Annotated in this window: 6 protein-coding genes; 1 reads left to right on the top strand and 5 read right to left on the bottom strand. The window is 77.4% G+C overall.

What is annotated here, in order from left to right; translation table 11 throughout:
- Positions 1-28 precede the first annotated feature (28 nt).
- The gene (locus tag TPA0908_RS17225) at positions 29-2,344 is read left to right on the top strand and encodes a lantibiotic dehydratase (protein WP_281939163.1); all 2,316 of its coding nucleotides are present in this window, start codon (positions 29-31) and stop codon (positions 2,342-2,344) included.
- Here the strand turns inward: TPA0908_RS17225 and TPA0908_RS17220 are convergent.
- The 5 genes from TPA0908_RS17220 to TPA0908_RS17200 are packed head-to-tail and all read right to left on the bottom strand — an operon-like array spanning position 2,312 to position 19,494.
- Entirely contained in the window at positions 2,312-7,678 is a 5,367-nt protein-coding gene (locus TPA0908_RS17220) for a non-ribosomal peptide synthetase/MFS transporter (protein ID WP_281939161.1), read from the bottom strand. The genes TPA0908_RS17225 and TPA0908_RS17220 overlap by 33 nt on opposite strands.
- A complete protein-coding gene (locus TPA0908_RS17215) occupies positions 7,675-12,039 on the bottom strand; it encodes a type I polyketide synthase (protein WP_281939160.1) in 4,365 nt (1,454 codons plus the stop codon). The genes TPA0908_RS17220 and TPA0908_RS17215 overlap by 4 nt, the downstream gene beginning before the upstream one ends.
- Entirely contained in the window at positions 12,036-14,339 is a 2,304-nt protein-coding gene (locus TPA0908_RS17210) for a lantibiotic dehydratase (protein WP_281939159.1), read from the bottom strand. Before TPA0908_RS17210 ends, TPA0908_RS17215 begins: the two co-directional genes overlap by 4 nt.
- Positions 14,336-17,839: an amino acid adenylation domain-containing protein gene (locus tag TPA0908_RS17205; protein WP_281939157.1), complete on the bottom strand. Its 3,504-nt coding sequence runs from the start codon at positions 17,837-17,839 to the stop codon at positions 14,336-14,338. Before TPA0908_RS17205 ends, TPA0908_RS17210 begins: the two co-directional genes overlap by 4 nt.
- Complete coding sequence (locus TPA0908_RS17200; RefSeq protein ID WP_281939155.1) at positions 17,836-19,494, bottom strand: beta-ketoacyl synthase N-terminal-like domain-containing protein; 1,659 nt, start codon at positions 19,492-19,494, stop codon at positions 17,836-17,838. Before TPA0908_RS17200 ends, TPA0908_RS17205 begins: the two co-directional genes overlap by 4 nt.
- Between the last annotated feature and the right edge of the window lie 29 nt (positions 19,495-19,523).

Below are 19,523 nucleotides of genomic sequence, written 5' to 3'. Positions count from 1 at the left end.
GGATCCCGTCGATGCCTACCATTGCCGGGTGCCCCGAGAGCATCTCACGCCCCTGACCGGAACCCCGTGGCACGTCTGGCGTTCCGCGCTGCTGCGCTCGGCCGGCTTCCCGGCCGCCGGGATGCGCCGGTTCGCCGCGCCCGCGCTCGCCGCCGTCGCCGACGCCCACCTCGCCGGGGCCTGCGACGAGGCCACGTTCGACGCCGCGTTCGACGACGCCGCCGCCGAGCTGGGCCGGGCGGTCCACGACGTCGCCGGGGACGACGCGTTCCGCACGGCGCTCACCTGGCAGAACCCGGCGGTGCTGGTGGCCGTCGACGCGATCCGGCGGGACGGCCCGCACGCCCCGCGCAACCTGCGCCGGCGCCACCGGGAGGAGGTGGTGGCGAAGTACTGGCAGCGCTACTGCCTCAAGAACGACACGGTCGGCTTCTTCGGCCCGATCTGCTGGACCGAGCTGGGCGGCCCGGGTCCGATCGTCACCGTACGGCCGGGCCCGGCCCTGACCCGGGACCGCCGGGTCTTCCTGGAACGGTGGGGGCTGGACGCGCTCGGCGCGGCGTTCGCCCGCGCGGCCGGCGTCCGCGACTGGCTGCCGGTGCGGCTGTCGCCGGAGCTGACACTGCGGGACCGGGTGCTGCGGCACCCGCACCGCGCGCCGCAGGCGCTGCCGGCGGGGACGGCCGCGCTGCTGGCGCTGGCCCGGCGGCGACCGCGGGTCGGGGACCTCGTCGCCGGGCTGCTCGCGGACCCGGCCAGCGGTTTCCGTCGCGCCGCCGACGTGCACGCGCAACTCGACGCGCTCGCCGGCAGCGGCGTGCTGCGGATCGGCTTCGACCTGCCGGTCGACCTCACCGCCGAGGACGCGCTGCGCGACCAGCTCGCCGCGATCGGCGACGACGCGCTCCGCGCCCGGCTGCTCGGCGAGCTGGCCGACGTCGGCGCGCTGCGCGACGCGGTGGCCGCCGCCGACGACCCCGACGCGCTGGCCGCGGCGATGTCCACGCTGGAGCGCCGGTTCGTCGAGCTGACCGGCCGGCCCGCGCGGCACCAGCCCGGCGAGGTGTACGCCGGGCGCACCCTGTGCCACCTGGAGACCGTACGCGACCTCGACATCCGCTTCGGCGACGCGCTGCTGCGCCGGCTCGCCCCGCTGGAGCCGCTGCTGCTGTCGGCGCGGTGGCTGACGGCGGCGATCGGCGACGCGTACGCCGACGCGCTGGCCGCGCTGCACCGCGACCTGTCGGCCGACGCGGGGAGCCCGGACGTGCCCCTGGCCGACCTGTGGTTCCACGCCCAGGCGGTGGTGTTCGGGGCGGACCCGCCCAGCGCCGCCGTCACCGCCGACTTCCTGGCCCGCTGGGCGACCGTGCTCGGGCTGGCCGACGCCGACCCCGACGCCCGCGAGTTGCGCTTCGACGCCGCCGAGCTGACCGCGCGGGTCGCCGCCGCGTTCCCCGCCACCGCGCCCGGCTGGGCCGCCGCCCGGATCCACAGCCCGGACGTGCACCTGTGCGCCCCGGACGAGGCGGCGCTGCGACGCGGCGACGTCACCGTCGTGCTCGGCGAGCTGCACGTGGCCCTGGCCGCGTTCGACACGCACTTCTTCGCCCACGGCCACCCCGATCCGCGGCGGCTGCGCGACGCCATGCGCGCCGACCTGCCCGAGGGCCGGGTACGGCTGCTGGCCCCGGTGGACTGGCCCCGGCACACCGCCCGCATCGCGGAGTGGCTGCACGGGCCCGCCGACGCGCAGCTCGGCTTCACCGGCGCCCCCGGCGCCGACCCGGACCGCCTCGTGCCGATCACCGACCTCACGGTGCGACCCGATGCCGACGGCGGCCTGCGGGCGTACGCCGGGGACGGGCGGCAGTGGCCGCTGCTGGAGGTGTTCGCGCCGCTCGTCGACCACCAGGTGTTCGACACGTGGAAGCTGGCCGGGAACGCCGGGCACACGCCCCGGGTCACCGTCGACGATCTGGTGCTGGTGCGGGAGACGTGGCGCACCACGGTCGGCGCGACCGGGCTGCACACGGTGAAGGGCGAGCGGGCGCGCTACCTCGCGGTGCGGCGCTGGCGGCGCGCGCTCGGCCTGCCCGAGCAGGTCTTCGTCCGGGTCGACACCGAACTCAAGCCCACCTTCGTGGACCTGACCAGCGGCGTCTACACCCGGCTGCTGTGCACGCTGCTGCGCGGCGCGCACGAGCGGGGCGGGGACCGGGTCGGGTTGACCGTCACCGAGCTGCTGCCCGGCCCCGGCGACGCCTGGCTGACCGACGCGGCCGGCCGGGCGTACGCCTCGGAGCTGCGGCTACAGATCGTCGACCCGGCGCCCGCGCGGTAGCCACCGCGTCGCGTCCGCCGGGGCGTCCGGGGTCTCGGTGTCGAAGTGGCGCAGCCGGCGCATGCCGTAGGCGCCCGCCGCCACCACGGCCAGCGCCAGGCCGGACACCACGAACGCGAACCCGAGCCCCCGGCCGGGGCCGGTGCCGATCAGCGCGCCGACGCTGCCGGCCAGGGCGCCGCCCGGGGCGAACATCGGTTCGAGCACGGCGCCGCTCAGTGGCACCAGCACGGCGAAGCCCAGCGGCAACGTCGCCCAGGTCAGCGTCTGGATGATCGCCAGCACCCGGCCGTGGAACCGCTGCGGCACCTTCACCTGGATGAGCGACAGGTAGATGCCGTTGTGCAGGCCCAGACCGAGGCCCACGCCGAAGCTGCCGAGCGCGATCAGCCACAGGTTCGGGCGTACGCCGCTGAGCACCAGGCTGATCGCGACCCCGAACGCGATGGCGATCAGCGCGGGCATCCGGCGTCGGGTCGGTCCACCCCAGACCGCGACCGCCAGCCCGCCCAGGACCGCGCCCAGCGCCTCGGCGAACGCCACGGTGCCGACCTGGCCCATGGTGCCGAACGCCAGCACCATCGGCGGCACCAACAGCAGGCTGGCCAGGCAGAGGTTGTAGAGCGAGAAGAAGCCGAGCATGGCCCGGAAGCCCGGCTCCGCCCACGCCATCCGCGCCCCGCCGACCAGTTCGGCCAGGAACGGCTCCTTGCGGCGGCGGCCGAGCAGCCGGGGGAAGCGGACCACCGCGAGCACGCCGATCGCGACCGTGTAGCTCACCATGTCGATCACCAGCACCCCGGTCAGGCCGACGGCCGCGAGCAGGCCCGCCGCCAGCAGCGGCACCGCCAGCGAGCTGAGCCCCACGGCGAGCTGGGCGATGCCGTTGGCATGGCCCAGGTAGCGCTTCGGCACGACCTGCGGGATCGCGGCCAGATAGGTGATGCGTTGGAACACCGACGCCGCGCCGAGCACGCAGACCAGCGTGTAGACGGCGGCCAGTCCCAGCCGGTCGGTCCACAGCAGCGTGGCCAGCAGCGCCTCCGCCGTCACCGCGACCGCGCAGGCGGCGATCAGCACCCGACGCCTGTCGAACCGGTCCGCGACGGTGCCGGCGACCGGCAGCGCCAACAGCGCCGGCAGGTAGGCGATCACCCCGGACAGGCCGAACCACAGCATCGAGCCGGTGCTCAGGTAGACCCAGACCGGCACCGCCCACTGGGTCAGCGCCGAGCCGGTGGCCGAGACGAGCTGGCTCGCGGTGAGCGCCAGGAACCGGCGTACGCCGGGCTGCACCCCGGCCTCGACGGCGGCCGGGTCGGCGCTTGTCGCGGCGAGCTCCCAGCCGTCACCGGCGACCGGAGCGGGCGCGGTGGCCGGCGCGGACAGGCCCGGGTGGGTGAGCACCTCGGCGAGCGCCCGGGCCCGCTGCTTGACGAAGTAGTGCCCGGCCTGGTCGAGCACCACAAGCGCGGTGGAACCGCCGAGGAAGTCCCACTCGCGGTAGCGCTCCTCGTAGTACTCGGTGAGCACGTCGTGGGTGCCCACGACGGAGATCACCGGCGCGGGGACCCGGACCGGCTCGGCGTCCAGCCAGGCGGTGAACCGCTCCTGCGCCTCGGCCGCCTCGCGCCGCACGTGGTGGACGAACCGGTCGACCTGGGCCGGGTCCAGGTCGGCCAGCTCGGCGCCGATCGACCGCAGGAACGTCTCGTAGCGCCGGTCCGCGCCCCGCGAGTCGACCCAGTCGACCAGCCGGCCGAGCATGTTGTCCGGCCGGGCGGTGGGGAACACGCCACCGGCGTAGATCGCCTCGATCGGCCGGCCCCGCTCGTGCAGCCGCCGGGCGATGCCGGTCAGCAGCGCGCCGCCGACGCAGTGGCCGTAGAGGACCAGCGGGCCGTCCACCCGGTCCTCGATCTCGGCCACGCACCGCTCGACCAGCTCGTCGAAGGGCAGCTCGGTGTCGTCGACCCCGACGTCGTGCCCGGGGACGGCCAGCGAGTAGAGCGTGTGCCCGGGCGGCAGCTCGTCCGCGAGCGGCTGGTAGATGCTGGCCAGCCCGCCGCCGTAGGGCACGCACACGTAGGACCGCAGCCGCTGCTCGGCCGGCACCGGCCGGGTCAGCTCGTAGAGCAGCGGACGCCGGCGGTCGGTGGCCGGGCCGTCGATCAGCGCGGCCAGCCCCGCCACGGTGGGGTGCTGGAACAGGTCCATCACGCCGACGTCGACCGGCCCGTACGCCGCGCGCAGCGTGGCCAGCATCCGGATCGCCAGCAGCGAGTGCCCGCCGAGGGCGAAGAAGTCGTCGTCGAGGCCGACGTCGGCGACCCCCAGCGCGTCCTGCCAGGCGGCGGTGACGGCCCGTTCGACAGGGGTGACCGGTGGGCGGTGCGCCGCGGCGCCGCCGCCGTCGGGCACCGGGTCGGGCAGCGCGGCGGTGTCCAGTTTCCCGTTGGCGGACAGCGGCAGCGCGTCCAGCGGCACGAACGCCGACGGCACCATGTAGTCCGGCAGCCGCCGCCGCAGCGCCTCCCGCAGCGCCGCCGGGTCCACCGCCCCGGCGCCCGCCGCCGGTGTCACGTACGCGACCAGGCGCTGACCGGCGGGGGTGGCGCCGCGGACCGCGACGGCGGCGGCGCCGACGCCCGGCTGCTCGCGCAGCACGGCGGCGATCTCCCCCGGTTCGATCCGCAGCCCCCGCAGCTTCACCTGGTCGTCGAGGCGACCGAGGTACTCCAGGGTCCCGTCGGCCCGCCAGCGGGCCCGGTCGCCGGTGGCGTAGAGCCGCCCGCCGGCCGCGCCGAACGGGTCGGGGCGGAACGCGTCGGCGGTGAGCCCGGGTCGGCGCAGGTAGCCCCGAGCCACCTGCACCCCACCGAGGTGGAGCTGCCCGGCCACCCCGACCGGCACCGGCCGCATGGCCCGGTCGAGCACGTGGGCGCGCACGTTGCGGATCGGCCCGCCGATCGGCACCCGGGTGACGGCGGCCAGCGCGGCGGGCGTGGCCGCCCAGGCGGTCACGTCGATCGCCGCCTCGGTGGGCCCGTAGAGGTTGTGCAGCGACGCCGCCGGGAGCGCGGCCACGGCCCGGCGGGCAAGGTCCAGCGGCAGTTCCTCGCCGCTGCACACGATCCGCCGCAGCGAGCCGCACCGGGCCAGGTCGGCGGCGTCGGCGGTGGCCAGGAACGCGTCCAGCATCGATGGTACGAAGTGGACGGTGGTGATCCGCTCGCGTTCGATCAGCTCCCGCAGGTACGCCGGGTCGCGGTGCCCGCCCGGCGCGGCCAGCACCAGCCGCGCGCCCACCACGAGCGGCCAGAACACCTCCCACACCGACACGTCGAACCCGATCGGCGTCTTGTGCAGCACCGCGTCGTCCGGCCCCAACGCGAAGGCGTCCTGCATCCAGTCCAGCCGGTTGACCACGCCGGCGTGCGCGTTGACCACGCCCTTCGGTCGCCCGGTGGACCCGGAGGTGTAGATCACGTAGGCCGCGTTGCCCGGCCCGGCGGCCCGGCCCGGCACGGGTCCCGGCCGGTCCGGACCGGTCCGCGGCACCGGCCGATCCGGTCCGCCCACCGGCACCGGCCGGTCCGGACCGGTCAACGGCAGCACCACGCCCGCGCCGGCGAGGCCGGCCGGCACCTCGTCGGCGAGCAGCACCTCCGCGCCGGCGTCGGTCAGCATGAACGCCAGCCGCTGCGGCGGATGGTCCGGGTCCAGCGGCAGGTACGCCGCGCCGGCCCGGTGGACGCCGAGCAGCCCGGCGACGAGACGGCTGGAGCGGGGCTCGTGGACGGCGACGACCGACTCGGGCCCCACCCCGTGGGCGGTCAGCCGCCGGGCCACCCGGTCGGCGGCGGCGGACAACTCGGCGTAGGTCAGCCGGGTGTCGCCGTCGACAAGCGCCACCGCGTCCGGCGTGCGCCGGACCTGGGCGTCGAACAACTCGGCCAGGGTGCTCCGGCGCACCGGGGCGGCGGTGTCGTTCCAGCCGGTCACCACCCGGTCCCGTTCGGCGTCCGACATGACCGGCAGCGCGCCCACCCGGGTCTGCGGCGACGCGACGGCGGCGGCGAGCAGCAGCAGGTAGCGGTCCGCGAACGCGGCCATGCCGGCCGGCTCGAACAGCGCGGTGTCGTACTCCAGCCGCAGCTCGTCGCCGGCGATCTCCAGCGACAGGTCGTCCATCGCGCCGCCGAACGCCGCGCCGCGCCCGGTCGGCAGGTGGTGGAACGTCACCTGGTAGAGCGGCGGCAGACCGGGGTCGCGGCGTACCGCCAGGTCCTCGACCAGCTTCTGGAACGGCATGTCCTGGTGGTCCCACGCATCGAGCACCACCCGGCGGACCCGGCGGACCAGCGTCCGGAACGGCGGATCACCGGAGACGTCGACGCGCAGCACCAGCATGTTCATGAACATGCCGAGCAGCGGTTCCAGCTCGGCGCGGTCCCGGCCGGCCACCGGCATGCCGACCACGACGTCGTCGCTGCCCGACAGCCGGTGCAGCAGCGCCACGAACGCGGCGAGCTGCACCATGAACGGGGTGGCGGCGGTCTGCCGGGACAGCTCGGGCAACGCCTCCGCCACGCCGTCGGGCAGGGCGCGGCGCACGTCGGCGCCGTGGAACGCGCGCGTCGGCGGGCGCGGGCGGTCGGTGGTCAGCCCGTGCACGGCGGGCAGGCCGGCCAGCGTCTCCCGCCAGTACGCGCGCAGCTCGCCCCGGCGGGGGCCGTCGAGGCGGTCGCGTTCCCAGGCCGCGTAGTCGGCGTACTGGACGGGCAGGTCGGGCAGGTCCGGCGCGCGGCCCGCCACCGCGGCGGCGCACAGTTCGGTCAGCTCCGCGCGCAGGTTGAGCAGCGACGTGCCGTCGAGGATCACGTGGTGGCCGGCGAAGAGCAGCCACCAGGTGTCCGCGTCGAGCCGCAGCAGCCGCGCCCGCCACAGCGGCAGGCCGTCCATCGGCAGGTCGAGGCGGGCGTACTCGGCGACGATCCCGACGCGGGCCCGCTCCCGCTCCGGCGGCGGCAGCCCGGACAGGTCGGTCACCGGCAGCTCCACCGGCACTGTGGGGTGGATGTCCTGCCGGAGTTCGCCGTCCACCAGGCACAGCGTGGTGCGCAGCGCCTCGTGCCGTTCGGTGACCGTCCGCAGCGCGGCGAGCGCCTGCTCCGGGCCCGCCCCGGCCGGCAGGGTGACCGCGTCGGTCATCGTGAACAGCGGCTGTCCCGGGCTGAGCTGGGCGGTGAACCAGACCCGCTCCTGGGCGTACGAGGCGGCGGCGCGGTAGACGCCGTCGACCGGGGTGAGGTCCGGCGGCGACTCGGTCACGCCGGCCGCCCCGGCCGGCGCAGGCGCGGGATCGGTGCCTCCGCCGCCGTGGCCGGCGGGGTGGCGCGCAGCGCCTCGATCCGGGCGGCCATCGCGGCGACCGTCGGCGCGTCGAACAGCACCCGCATGGACAGCCGGGCGCCGACGGCCTGGCGGATGCGCAGCACCAGGTGCGCCGCCACCAACGAGGTGCCGCCGAGCCGGAAGAAGTCGTCGTACGGGCCGACCTCGGCGACGCCCAGGACGTCGCGGAAGATCCCGGCGACGGTGGCGGTCAGGTCGCCGTCGACGGCGGTCGCGGTGGCGGTGGTCGCGGCGGTGACCGAGGCGAGCCGCCGCTCGTGGCCGGCGACCGCGGCCACGGTGTACGCGCCGATCGCGACCGAGCCGGCGCGGCCCCCGGCGAGGACCCGGCGCGCCGCCGCCGTCGCCGCCGCGGCGGGCAGCCCGTCGTGGTCGGGCACGCCGTCCTCCCGCCACGCGCCCCAGGCCAGCGCCACCACCCGGGCCGGCCAGCCGTGCGGGGCGCGGGCGTACGCGTCGAGGAACGCGTTGGCCGCCGTGTCGTCGACCCGGCCCAGTCCACCGGCGAGCGCGGTCACCGAGGCGCTGAGCACCACGAAGTCCAGTGGCAGGTCACCGAAGACCTCGCGCAGCACCAGCGCGCCGGTGAGCTTCGGCCGCAGCTCCGCGGCGGCCTCCGCCAGCCGGGACCCGGCGGCCGGGCCGGTGTCCGGCCGCCGCGCGGCGTGGATGATGCCGTCGAGACCGCCGAGGTCGCGCAGCACCTCGGCGCGGACCGCCCGCATCGCGTCCGGGTCGGCCACGTCGGCGGTGAGGTGCCGCACCCGGGCGCCCGCGCGCTCCAGCGCTGCGATCCGGTCGGCCGGCGGCGCCGTGGCGCGGCTCACCAGCACCAGCCGCGCGCCGGGCCGGGCCAGCTCGGCGGCGAACGCGCCGCCGACCTGGCCCGAGCCGCCCGTGATCAGATACCGCCCGCCGTCCCGGACGACCGGCCCGGAACCGGCCCGACCGCCGGCCGGCACCGCCGCGAACTCGCGCGTCCAGCGACGCCCACCGAGCCGCAGCGCGACCGCCTCGGCCCGGTCGACGCCGAGCAGCTCGTCGGCCAGCGGGTCCACGGCGGGTTCGCCCGGGTCGGCGTCGACCCAGTGACCACGCAGCCGCGGGCGTTCCAGCGGCGCCGAGCGCACCACCCCGGCGACCGTCGCGTGTTCCGGGCGCAGCAGGTCGACGCCGGTCACGTCGGCCACCCCGGCGGTCACCACGTCCAGCTCCACGTCGGCGTCCGGCAGCGCCTCCAGCAGCGTCAGCAGCGCGAGGTAGCCGTGGTCCTGGGCCGCCGACACGGCGGCCACGTCGGAGCCGGCCGGGTCCCCGTCGAGCGGCCAGGCGTGCACGACCCGGCCGGCGCGCTCGTCGTCGGCGCACTCGTCGAGCAGCCGACGGTGGTCGGCGACGCTTGTCGGCCGCACCTGGTAGCCGTCCGGGCGGACCGCGAAGGCCGGCCCGGGGCGGACCACCGTGACGTCGACGCCGCGTTCCCGCAGCCGCTCCGCCAGCGCCGTGCCCCGCCGGCCCGAGGCGAACAGCAGCAGCGCGGCCGGCGCCTCGGCGGACGCCGCGGCGGGCAGCTCGCGCCAGAGGGGAACCTCGACGACGCCGTCGTCGTGGCGGCGGTCGGCGGCCGGCGCGGCGGGCGCCACGGCCGCCGGCGCCGGGTCGATCCAGTGCCGGGTCCGCTGGTACGGGTAGCCGGGCAGGGACACCCGACGTGGCCGGCCGGGCGTGGGCAGGTGGACCGGCACCCCGGCGGTCCACAACCGGCCGGCCGCCTCGTGGGCGGTCTGCCGGTCGGTCAGGCGCTCCCCCGGCGCGGGCAGCGTGCGCAGCGGCGCGCGGGCCCCCGGCGGCAGGCTGAGCCGGGCCAGCCCGGCGAGCTGGCGGCCGGGGCCGCACTCCAGCAGCAGCCACCCGTCGGGCGGGCCGGTCGCCGCGAGGGCCGCCACCGTGGCCCCGAAGCGCACCGGCCGGCACAGTTGCTCCGCCCAGTACGCCGGGTCGGTGAGCTGCGCGTCGGTGAACGGCGCGGCGGTCGCCGCCGACCACACCGGCGCCGCCGGCGCCCGGCGCGGCACCGCCGCCACCAGCGCCGCGAACTCGTCGCGCACCGGCTCCAGCAGCGGCACGTGCATCGCGTACGGCGTGCGCAGCGGCGTGCAGCCGATGCCGCGCCCGCGCAGCGTGTCGGCGAACGCGGTCACCGGCTCCGGCGCGCCGGCCAGCACGCAGGTCTGCGGCCCGTTGCTGATCGCCACCGCGACGCCGGCCGGCAGCAGCGGCGTGATCTCGTCGGCGCCGCGCTGCACGGCGAGCATCCGGCCCTCCGGCGCGGCCCGGACCAGCCGGCCCCGGGCGGCGGCGAGGCGCACCGCGTCGGGCAGGTCGAAGACCCCGGCGACGGTGGCCGCCACCAGCTCGCCGATGGAGTGGCCGAGCATCGCGGCGGGCGTGACGCCCCAGTGCCGCCACAGCGTCGCCAGCGCGTACCCGACCGTGAACAGCGCGGGTTGCAGCACCTCCGGCTCGGCCAGTCGCTCGTCAGCCCCGGGTCCCGCGCCGACGAGCAGTTCGTGCGGGTCCCGGCCGAGGACCCGGGCGCACTCCTCGACGGCGGCGGCGAAGACCGGCTCGGTCGCGGCCAGGTGCGCGCCCATGCCCGGGTGCGCCGAGCCCTGGCCGGAGAAGAGCAGACCCACCCGGGGCGGGTGCGCCGCGTCCCCGTCGCCCCGGCGGCGCGGGTCGGTCAGGGCAGCCGCCGCCCGGGTCCGGTCCACCGCGACCACCGCGGCCCGGTGCCGGTACGCCGGCCGTCCCTCCCGCAGCGTGTACGCCACGTCGCGCAACTCCAGCTCCGGCCGGTCGGTGAGGTGGGCGGCCAGCCCGGCGCACGCCGCCGCCAGCGCGGCCGGGGTCGCGGCGGACACCTGGAGCAGCTCCCCGCCGCCGTCGTCCGGTTCGGTGGGGGCGAGCGGTGGGGCCTCCTGGAGCACCAGGTGCGCGTTGGTGCCGCCGAGGCCGAGCGAGCTGACGCCGGCCCGCAACGGGCGCTGCTCCGCCGGCTCCCACTTGGTCAGCGTCGACACCACGTAGAACGGGCTCGCCGCGAAGTCGATCTCCGGGTGGGGCCGGTCGTGGTTGATGCTGGGCGGGATCAGCCGGTGCCGCATCGACAGCACGGTCTTGATCAGGCCGACCACGCCGCCGGCCGCGCTGAGGTGACCGATGTTGGCCTTCGTCGAACCGACCCCGCACCAGCCCCGCTCGGCGGTGCGCCGCCCGTACGCCGCGCTCAGCGCCGCGATCTCGATCGAGTCGCCCAGGACCGTGCCCGTGCCGTGCGCCTCCACGTAGCTGACCGAGCGCGGGGCGACGCCGGCCACCGCGAGGGCCTGCACGGCGACCTCCACCTGGCCGGTGACGCTGGGCGCGGTGAAGCCGGCCTTGGTCGCGCCGTCGTTGTTGACCGCGTTGCCGATGATCAGCGCCCGGATGTCGTCCCCGTCGGCCCGCGCGTCGGACAGCCGCTTGAGCACGACCACACCGACACCGCTGCCGTAGACGGTGCCGTCGGCGCGCGCGTCGAACGGGCGGCAGTGCCCGTCGGCGGAGGTGTAGCCCTCGTCCGCGACGTACCCGACGGCGTGCGGCAGCTCCACGCAGACGCCGCCCGCGAGCGCCGTGTCGCACTCGCCGTTGCGCAGCGCCTCGCTGGCCAGGTGCACCGCGACAAGCGACGACGAGCAGGCGGTCTGCACGGTCATCGCCGGGCCGCGCAGACCAAGCCGGAACGACACGCTGCTGGCCAGGTAGTCCGGCTTGTTGCCCAACGACACCCGCAGCTCACCAGCGTCGGCCAGCGCGCGCGGGTTCCGCCGGACGTTGAGCCACTGGTAGAGGTCGGCGTTGCCGCCCGCGTACACGCCGATCTCGCCGTCGTAGCGGGCCGGGTCGCAGCCGGCGTCGGTCAACGCGGCGTGCGCGTGCTCCAGGAACAGCCGCTGCTGCGGGTCGGCCAGCTCCGCGTCGCGCGGGCTCATCCCGAACAGGCCGGCGTCGAACTGGTCGACCTGGTCGAGCACGGCGGCCACCGGCACGTACGCCGGATCGTCGAGTTCGTCGACGGCGACGCCCCGGGCCAGCAGTTCCGCGCGGCTGAACCGGGTGAACGACTCGGCGCCGTCGACCAGGTTGCGCCAGAACCGCTCCGCCGAGGCCGCGCCCGGCACGCGCAGGCTGAGCCCGACGATCGCGATCGGCTCCACTGTCTCGTTCGTCACGGCATGACCTCCGACTCGGCGGCATCGCGGATGTGCAGGCGCAGCTCGCTGACGTAGTGGCGGCCCCGGCCGTCGGGCAGCCACGCCTGCGCCGGCGTGGGCAACAGCTCGGTCACCGTCACCGGCACGTCCGCGCCGCCCGCCCGCCGGGCCGCCCGCAGCATCAGGCAGAGCCGGTTGGCGTAGAGCGGGCTGGTCAGGTCGACGTACTCGGGTTTCAGCTCGGTGGCCACCCGGACGAAGACCCGCTCCGGCAGGCCCAGCGCGGCCCGCCACCGGCGTACCGCGAGGTAACGGCGCGCCGGGTCGACGGCGTCGGTCAGGCCGGTCGCCCCGACGGTGACGCGCCACGTCTCCCGGGCCAGCACCAGCCGGTCCACGGTGACCCGAGGGCTGTGCGGGCGTTCGGTGATGAGTTTGAACGCGTCGCCGGCGTGCACCGCGATCAGGTCGGAGAACACCTCGACAAGCGGCCAGCGGGTGCCGTCGGGGCCGGTCGCCACCAGCACGCCGGCCACCTCGGAGACCACCGCGGCGTTGGCCGGCACCAGCCGGTCCCGGCCCGCGCCGGGGGCGTCGGCGAACGCGAGCCGGTGGTCGTCCGGGCCGAACAGGGACGCCGACAGCCGGCCGCCGACCCGGGGGAAGTCGACCGGGTAGACCGGACGCAGCCGCGCCGGGCCCAGGTCCGCCGCGTACGCCCGGCGCAGCCGCGCCAGGTCCGGATGGCAGTGGGTGAACAGCTCGGCGTTGAACGTCGGGTACGCGGCGTGCAGCTCGCCGAGCACCGCGACGAACTCGGCGTCGGGCGACTCCGCGACGAGCTGGAGGTCCGGGCTGTGGATCCGGCCCGCGCTCCAGCCGGGTCGGGTGGCCGGGAACTCCGCCGCGACCCGGGGCGCCAGCTCGGCCGCGTCGACCGTCAGCCGCGCGGTGCCGGCGGGCAGGTCGGCGAGCCGGAGCACCCGTTCCCAGCGGGCGGCGAACTCGCGCGCGACCCGGTCGGCGGGCCGGTCACCGGGACCGAACAACGGCCCCTGGGCGACGAACCACAGGTCCCCGAGCCGGACCGGCCCGTCGCCGCTCAGGTCGTCGTGGAGGTCGCGCAGCGCGTCCCCGTACGCCGTGGCCAGCTCGGCGGTGAGCCAGCGCGCGGCCCGCAACGGCAGGTCCAGCGCCGGGGCGAGGGCGTCGAGCAGGTCCTGGCCGACGGTGAACTCGACGTCGCGGACGGTCTCCTCGTGGCACAGCGCCCGCCCGGCGTAGTTCTGCCCGGCCCGGCGGCGCGGCGGCCGGCCGGTCAGTCCGGTGAACTCCGTGTCCAGGGCGGCCAGCGCGGTGGCCAGCGCGGCGGGGTCACCGGCGGCGTCGGCGACGCGGTCGCGGGCGGCGGCGAGCCGGTCCAGTCCGGCGCGGGCCGGCTCCCGGGCCGCCGGGTCGCCGACGGCGTCGATCCGCTCGCGCAGGCCCGCCTCCGCGGCGAAGCCCGGCGGCAGGTCGAAGTCCCAGCGCAGCAGCCCTCGCTCGGCCAGGTGGGCGAGGAGGAGGAACCCCTCCTCGGGCCGGCGCACGCCGGTCTGTTCGTCGCAGACCAGGTCGTCGACGATCTCCCGGGCGGGGCGGCGTCCGTCGCAGCGGGCCAGCGCGATCGACTCGGTAAGCGACACCGGGGCGGGACGCTGGGCGGGCCGGTGCACGACCCGCCCGTCCAGGTGGGCGTGCGGCGCCAGCCTGGGGGCCAGCCACGACCGCAGCAGCGGGTCCGCCACCAGCCGGTCGGCGTACGCGGACAGCGCCCAGTGTTCCAGGTGCACGACGCGCCGGCGGAGCAGGCCGGGGCCGGGCCGGGCGGTGACGGCAGCCGGTCCCGGCGCCACCACGCCCCAGCACACCGGGCCGAAGAAGCCGATGGTCTCGCACTTGGCGACGTAGCGCTGCCAGTAGCCGGCGACGACGTTCTCCCGGCCCCGGCGGCGGACGTTGCGTGGCCCGTCCGGGCCGTCGCGGACCAGCCCGTCCAGCGCCACCAGCACGTCCGGGTTCTGCCAGGTGACGGCCTCGCGGAACAGCGGGTCGGCGGCGATCCCGCACACCGCCGCCGACGCCGCCCGGGTGGCGTCGGCGTACGCGGCCGGGAACGCGGCGTCGTCCACCTGGCCGGCGAGGTGCCGGTCGGCGGCGGCGGCGCACTCCGGGGCGGCGAAGCGGTCCAGGCCGTCGGCCGGGAACCCGGCGCCGCGCAGCAGCGCGTCCCGCCAGACCGACCAGCCGGTGTCGCCGAGGGGCACCAGGTGCGTCATGCCGGGTCACCCGCCCCGGCCGGCTCGTCGGCGGCCCGGCGCAGCACCCGCTGGCGGCGCACCGCGCCCCGGCGGGCGGCCCGTTCCACCGCCGCGTCCTCGGCGCTGTCGCCGGGCGACCCGCCGGACGCGTGGCCGCTGTCCAGGTGCGCGGCGAGCGCACGGACGGTCGGGTGGTGGAACAGGTCCACCACCCGCAGGTCGGTGCCGAGCAGCCGGTTGAGCTGCCGCTGCACGACGGCGACGGCCAGCGAGCCGCCGCCGACGTCGAAGAAGCTGTCCGTCGCGGCCACCTCGGGCACGCCGAGCACGTCGCACCAGACCGAGGCGATCCGCCGTTCGGTGGCGGTGGCCGGGCGGGCGGCGGTCGCCCCCGGCCGGCTCGTGGCGCGGGTGACCGGCGCGGCCCGGGGCACCTCGCCCGGGCTCCCGGCGGGAACGGCCGTCCAGGCGGGCAGCTCGGAGACCGGCCGCCCGGGATCGGCGGCCCCGACACGCAGCATCCGCTCCACCTCGCCCAGCACCGCCGCCATCAGCCCGCGGCCGTAGACGTCGGGGTTGAACACGATCTCCACCCGGAGCTGCCCGTCCCGGGTCACGCCGTACAGGGTGAGGTCGAACGGGGACCCGGGCGCGGCCACCGGCACCGGCTCGCTGGTCAGGCCGGCCAGCTCCAGTTTCGGCTCGTCGAACGTGTACATGTTGAACAGCACCTGCACCAGCGGGCTGCGGTCCAGCAGGCCGCCCAGGCCGAACCCGCCGACGACGCGTTCCACAGGCGCCTCCGGGTGGGCGAGCGCGGCGAGCAGCTCGGCCCAGGCGGCGCGGACGTGGGCGGCGAAGCCGGCCTCCGGGAGCGGGCGCAGCCGCAGCGGCGCGATCTCGATGAAGAACCCGACCATCGGCGCGAAGTCGGCCGCGCGCCGGTCCACCGTCGGGGTGCCCACGAGCAGGTCGGGCAGGCCGGTGCGGCGGGCCAGCACCAGCGCGAACGCGGCCAGCACGGCGGCGGCCGGGGTCGCGCCGAGCCCGGCGGCGAGGTCGGTCAGGGCGGTGGTGGCGGCCCGGTCCAGCCGGGTGCCGACCGTCGCGCTGGCGTACGTCTGCTCGGCCGGCCGCCGCCGTCCCCCGGGCAGCTCCACCACCACGGGCGCGCCGTTCAGGTGCGCCAGCCACCAGTCCAGGTCGGACGCGCCGCGACGCCGGGAGCGCTCCTCCCGCCACGCGACGTAGTCGCCGTAGGCGGCGGCCAGCGGCGGCAGCGGCGGCCCCTGCCCGAGCGCGGCGCGGTAGGCGGTGGCCAGGTCGGCGTGGAACAGCGACTGGGACCAGCCGTCGAACACGGCGTGGTGGGCGTAGACGGCCAGCACGTGCTCGTCGACGCCGGTCCGGATCAGCTCGGCCCGCCACAGCGTGTCGGTGGCCAGCGCGAACGGCCTCGCCGCGCCGGCCGCGAGGTGCGTGGCGAGGTCCGTGCCCGGCGGGAGGTCGCGTACCGGCAGCGGCACCGGCGTGGGCGGGTCGACCACGGCGTACGGCACGCCGTCGGTGTCGGGGATACGCCACCGCAGGATCTGCTGGCGGTCCGCGACGGCGGTCAGCGCGGTGGCGAGGGCCGCGACGTCGAGTCCGCCGGTGAGCCGTTCGGCGAAGGCGACGTTGTAGGCGGACGCGGCGGCCGGAAAGTAGCGGTCGAGGAACCACAGCCGGCGCTGCGCCGGGGACAGGGCCGGCGGTCGGCCCCGGACGGCGTCGGCCGGGCCGGTCCCGGCGGCGGCGTCGACGCGGGCGGCGATGCCGCGCAGCGTCCGCCCGAGCAGCACGTCCTCGACCGCGACGTCCCGGCCCAGCCGCTCCCGCAGGTCGGCGACGAGCCGCATCGCGGCGATCGAGTGTCCACCGTGGTGGAAGAAGTCGGCGTCGCGGTCGACGGCCGGCGCGTCCAGCAGCGCCGACCACGCCCGCGCGACGAGGCGTTCGGTGTCGGTCGCCGGCGCCTCTCCGGTCGGCGCCGGCTCCGGCGCGGCGGCGGTGAGCGCGGCCAGCCGGTCGACGTCGATCTTGCCGTTGATGGTGACCGGCAGCGCGGGCATGGTGTGCATCCGCGCCGGCACGGCCGCCGCCGGCAGCAGCCGCGCGCAGTGGGCGCGCAGCGCGGCCACGTCCAGGCGGGTCGCCACGTACGCGACGAGTTCCGGCCCGCCGGGGCCGCCGCCCGCCTGGACGCTGGCCAGGTCGACGTCCGGGTGGCGGCGCAGCACCGCCTCCACCTCGCCCAACTCGATGCGCTGCCCGCGGATCTTGACCTGCCGGTCGGCCCGGCCGAGGAACTCCAGGTTCCCGTCCGGCAGCCGGCGGGCCAGGTCACCGGTGCGGTAGAGGCGCTGCCCGGGCCGGTCGGTGAACGGGTCCGGGACGAACCGCTCGGCGGTGCGCGCGGCGTCGAACAGGTAGCCCCGGCCGAGACCGGGCCCGCCGGCCAGCACCTCACCGATCTCGCCGGGACCGACCTCGCGGAACCGGTCGTCGACGAGGTGGACGCGGTGGTTGGCGGCCGGCCGGCCGATCGGGATGGGCCGGGTCCACACGCCGCTGCCCTCGAACCAGGTCACCAGCACGGTCGCCTCGGTCGGGCCGTAGACGCTGACGAACCGCCGGCCGCCCTCGGTCCACCGGCCGACCTGCTCCGGGCCGGTCGCCTCCCCGCCGGTCATCACCAGCCGTACGCCGGGCAGCCGGGCCGGGTCCAGCAGCGGCAGGACCGGCGGCGGCAGCACCACCACGTCGACGTCCTGCTCGGCGCAGACGCGGTACAGCCGGGTCGGGTCGGCCCGCTCGGCGTCACCGGCCAGCACGACAGTGCCACCGGCGGCGAGCGGGGCGAGCAGGTCGGCCACCGACGCGTCGAACCCGATCGAGGCGAAGGCCAGGCAGCGGGTCGAGGGACCGAAGCCGGAGAACTCCGCGATGCCGGTGACCGCCTCGGTCAGCGCCCGGTGCTCGATCACCGCCCCCTTGGGCCGCCCGGTCGACCCCGACGTGAACATCACGTACGCGGTGGTGGCCAGCGTGGCCGGCGTCGGCCGCCAGCGGGCCGTCGACGTGGGCACGTCCCGTACGGCCTGGTCGGCGAAGACGCCGGGCGCGACGGCCGGCGCGCCCACCACGACGCGCAGGCGGGCCTCGGCGGCCAGCTCGCGCAGTCGCGGCGCCGGCAGCGCCGGGTCGAGCGGAACGTAGCCGGCGCCGGCCGCCTGCACGCCCAGCAGCGCCACCACCAGCTCCGGGCGGCGGTCCACGCAGACGCCCACCAGGTCGTCCGGGGCGACGCCGTCCGCGCGCAGCGACGCGGCGAGGGCGGCGGCGCGGCCGACCAGGTCGGCGTAGCTCAGCGTCCGGCCGCCCTGCGTCACGGCCGGCGCGTCGGGTCGCCGGGCGGCGTGTCCGGCGACCAGGTCGGGCAGGCACATTTCGGGGTACGGCAGGTGGGGGCCGGTCATCGCGCCGCCTCGACCCAGTGCCGGGTCCGCTGGAACGGATAGCTGGGCAGCGGCACCCGCCGCCCCCGCGCCACCGGCAGGTCGCCACCGTCGCGCCAGGACCGGGTCGCGGCGTCCTCGGCCACCGGCCCACCCCGGGCGAACGCGGTGAGCTGCGCGACCGCCTCCGGCACGTCGGCGCACCCGACCGCGCCCCGGTGGGCCAGCCGCCGCCGGCCCACCGCCAGCGTGTACGCCACGTCCGCGACCGCGAGGTCGCCCTCGGCCAGCCGCGCGGCCAGTCGCCCGGCCAGCTGCCGCAACGCGGTCGGGCTGCCCGCCGACAGGCCGAGCACCACCCGGTCGCCGCCGGCGACGACCGGCCCGTCCCGGTCGCCCGCGGCGGGGGGCTGCTCCACCAGCACGTGCGCGTTGGTGCCGCCGAGGCCGAACGAGCTGACCCCGGCCCGCCGCGGCCCGTCCCACGAACGGGTCCGCGCGGTGACCTCGACGCCCGCCGCGGCCAGGTCGACGTCGCGGTGCGCGCCGGTGAAGCGCGCCGTGCCCGGCACCTGCCCGGTCCGGACCGCGTACGCGGTCTTGATCAGCGAGATCACGCCGGCGGCGGCGTCCAGGTTGCCGACGTTGCCCTTCACCGAGCCGAGCAGCAGCGGGGCCCGACTGCCCCGCCGGGCCCGGACCAGCGCCTCGACCTCGATCGCGTCACCGACCGGCGTGCCGGTGCCGTGGCCCTCCAGGTAGCCCACGTCGGCCGGGTCCCAGCCCACCGACGCCAACGCCTCCGCCAGCACCGCCGCCTGCCCGGCCACGCCCGGCACGGTGAAGCCGGGCCGGTCCGCGCCGTCGTTGTTCACCGCCCACCCGGCCAGGACGGCGTGGACGTGGTCGCCGTCGGCGCGCGCGTCGGCGAGCCGTTTGAGCACCACCGCGCCCGCCCCGTTGCCGAACACCTGCCCGGTGGCCGCCGCGTCGTAGGGGCGGCACACCCCGTCGGTGGCCAGCAGGCCACCCGGGCGCAGGCGGTAGCCGGCCTGCCGGGTCGACACCACCGCCGCGCCACCGGCGACCACCACGTCGCAGCGGTAGTCCAGCAGGCTCTGCGCGGCCTGGCAGACCGCGACCAGCGAGGTCGAGCAGGCGGTCCGGACCGCCACCGCCGGCCCGGTCAGGCCCAGCGCGAACGCGGCACGGGTCGGCAGGTAGTCGCCGTCCGCGCCGGTCAGCACGTCGTCCCAGTCCTCGGCCAGGTCCCCGGCGGCGGGCCGCAGGGCCGGGCTGCCCAGCAGGTGGTGACGCAGGTAGCGGTTGGGACCGCAGCCGGCGAACACGCCGACCTGGGCCGGGTCGCGGTCGGGGTCGATGCCGGCGTCCTCCAGCGCGTGCCAGGCCACCTCCAGGAACAGCCGGTGCTGCGGGTCGAGCAGCGCCGCCGCCCCGGCCGGGTAGCCGAACAGGTCCGCGTCGAACCCCGCCAGGTCATCGAGCCGGCCGAACACCGGCACCCAGTCGGGGTCGGTGGGCGCGCCGTCGGCGGCGGTGAGCCGGCGTACCGACGCCGTGCCGGCCAGCAGGTTGCGCCACAGGGTGACCGCGTCGTCCGCGCCGGGCACCCGGCAGGCCAGCCCCACCACCGCGATCCGGTCGTCCTCGCTCACGGTGCCTGCCTTTCGTTCGCGACTGCGGG

The organism is Micromonospora sp. AKA38 (assembly GCF_027925725.1).
Taxonomy (GTDB): Bacteria; Actinomycetota; Actinomycetes; order Mycobacteriales; family Micromonosporaceae; genus Micromonospora.
Note: the sequence above shows the minus strand (reverse complement) of the source record. Positions and strands in the feature narration are given on the sequence as shown.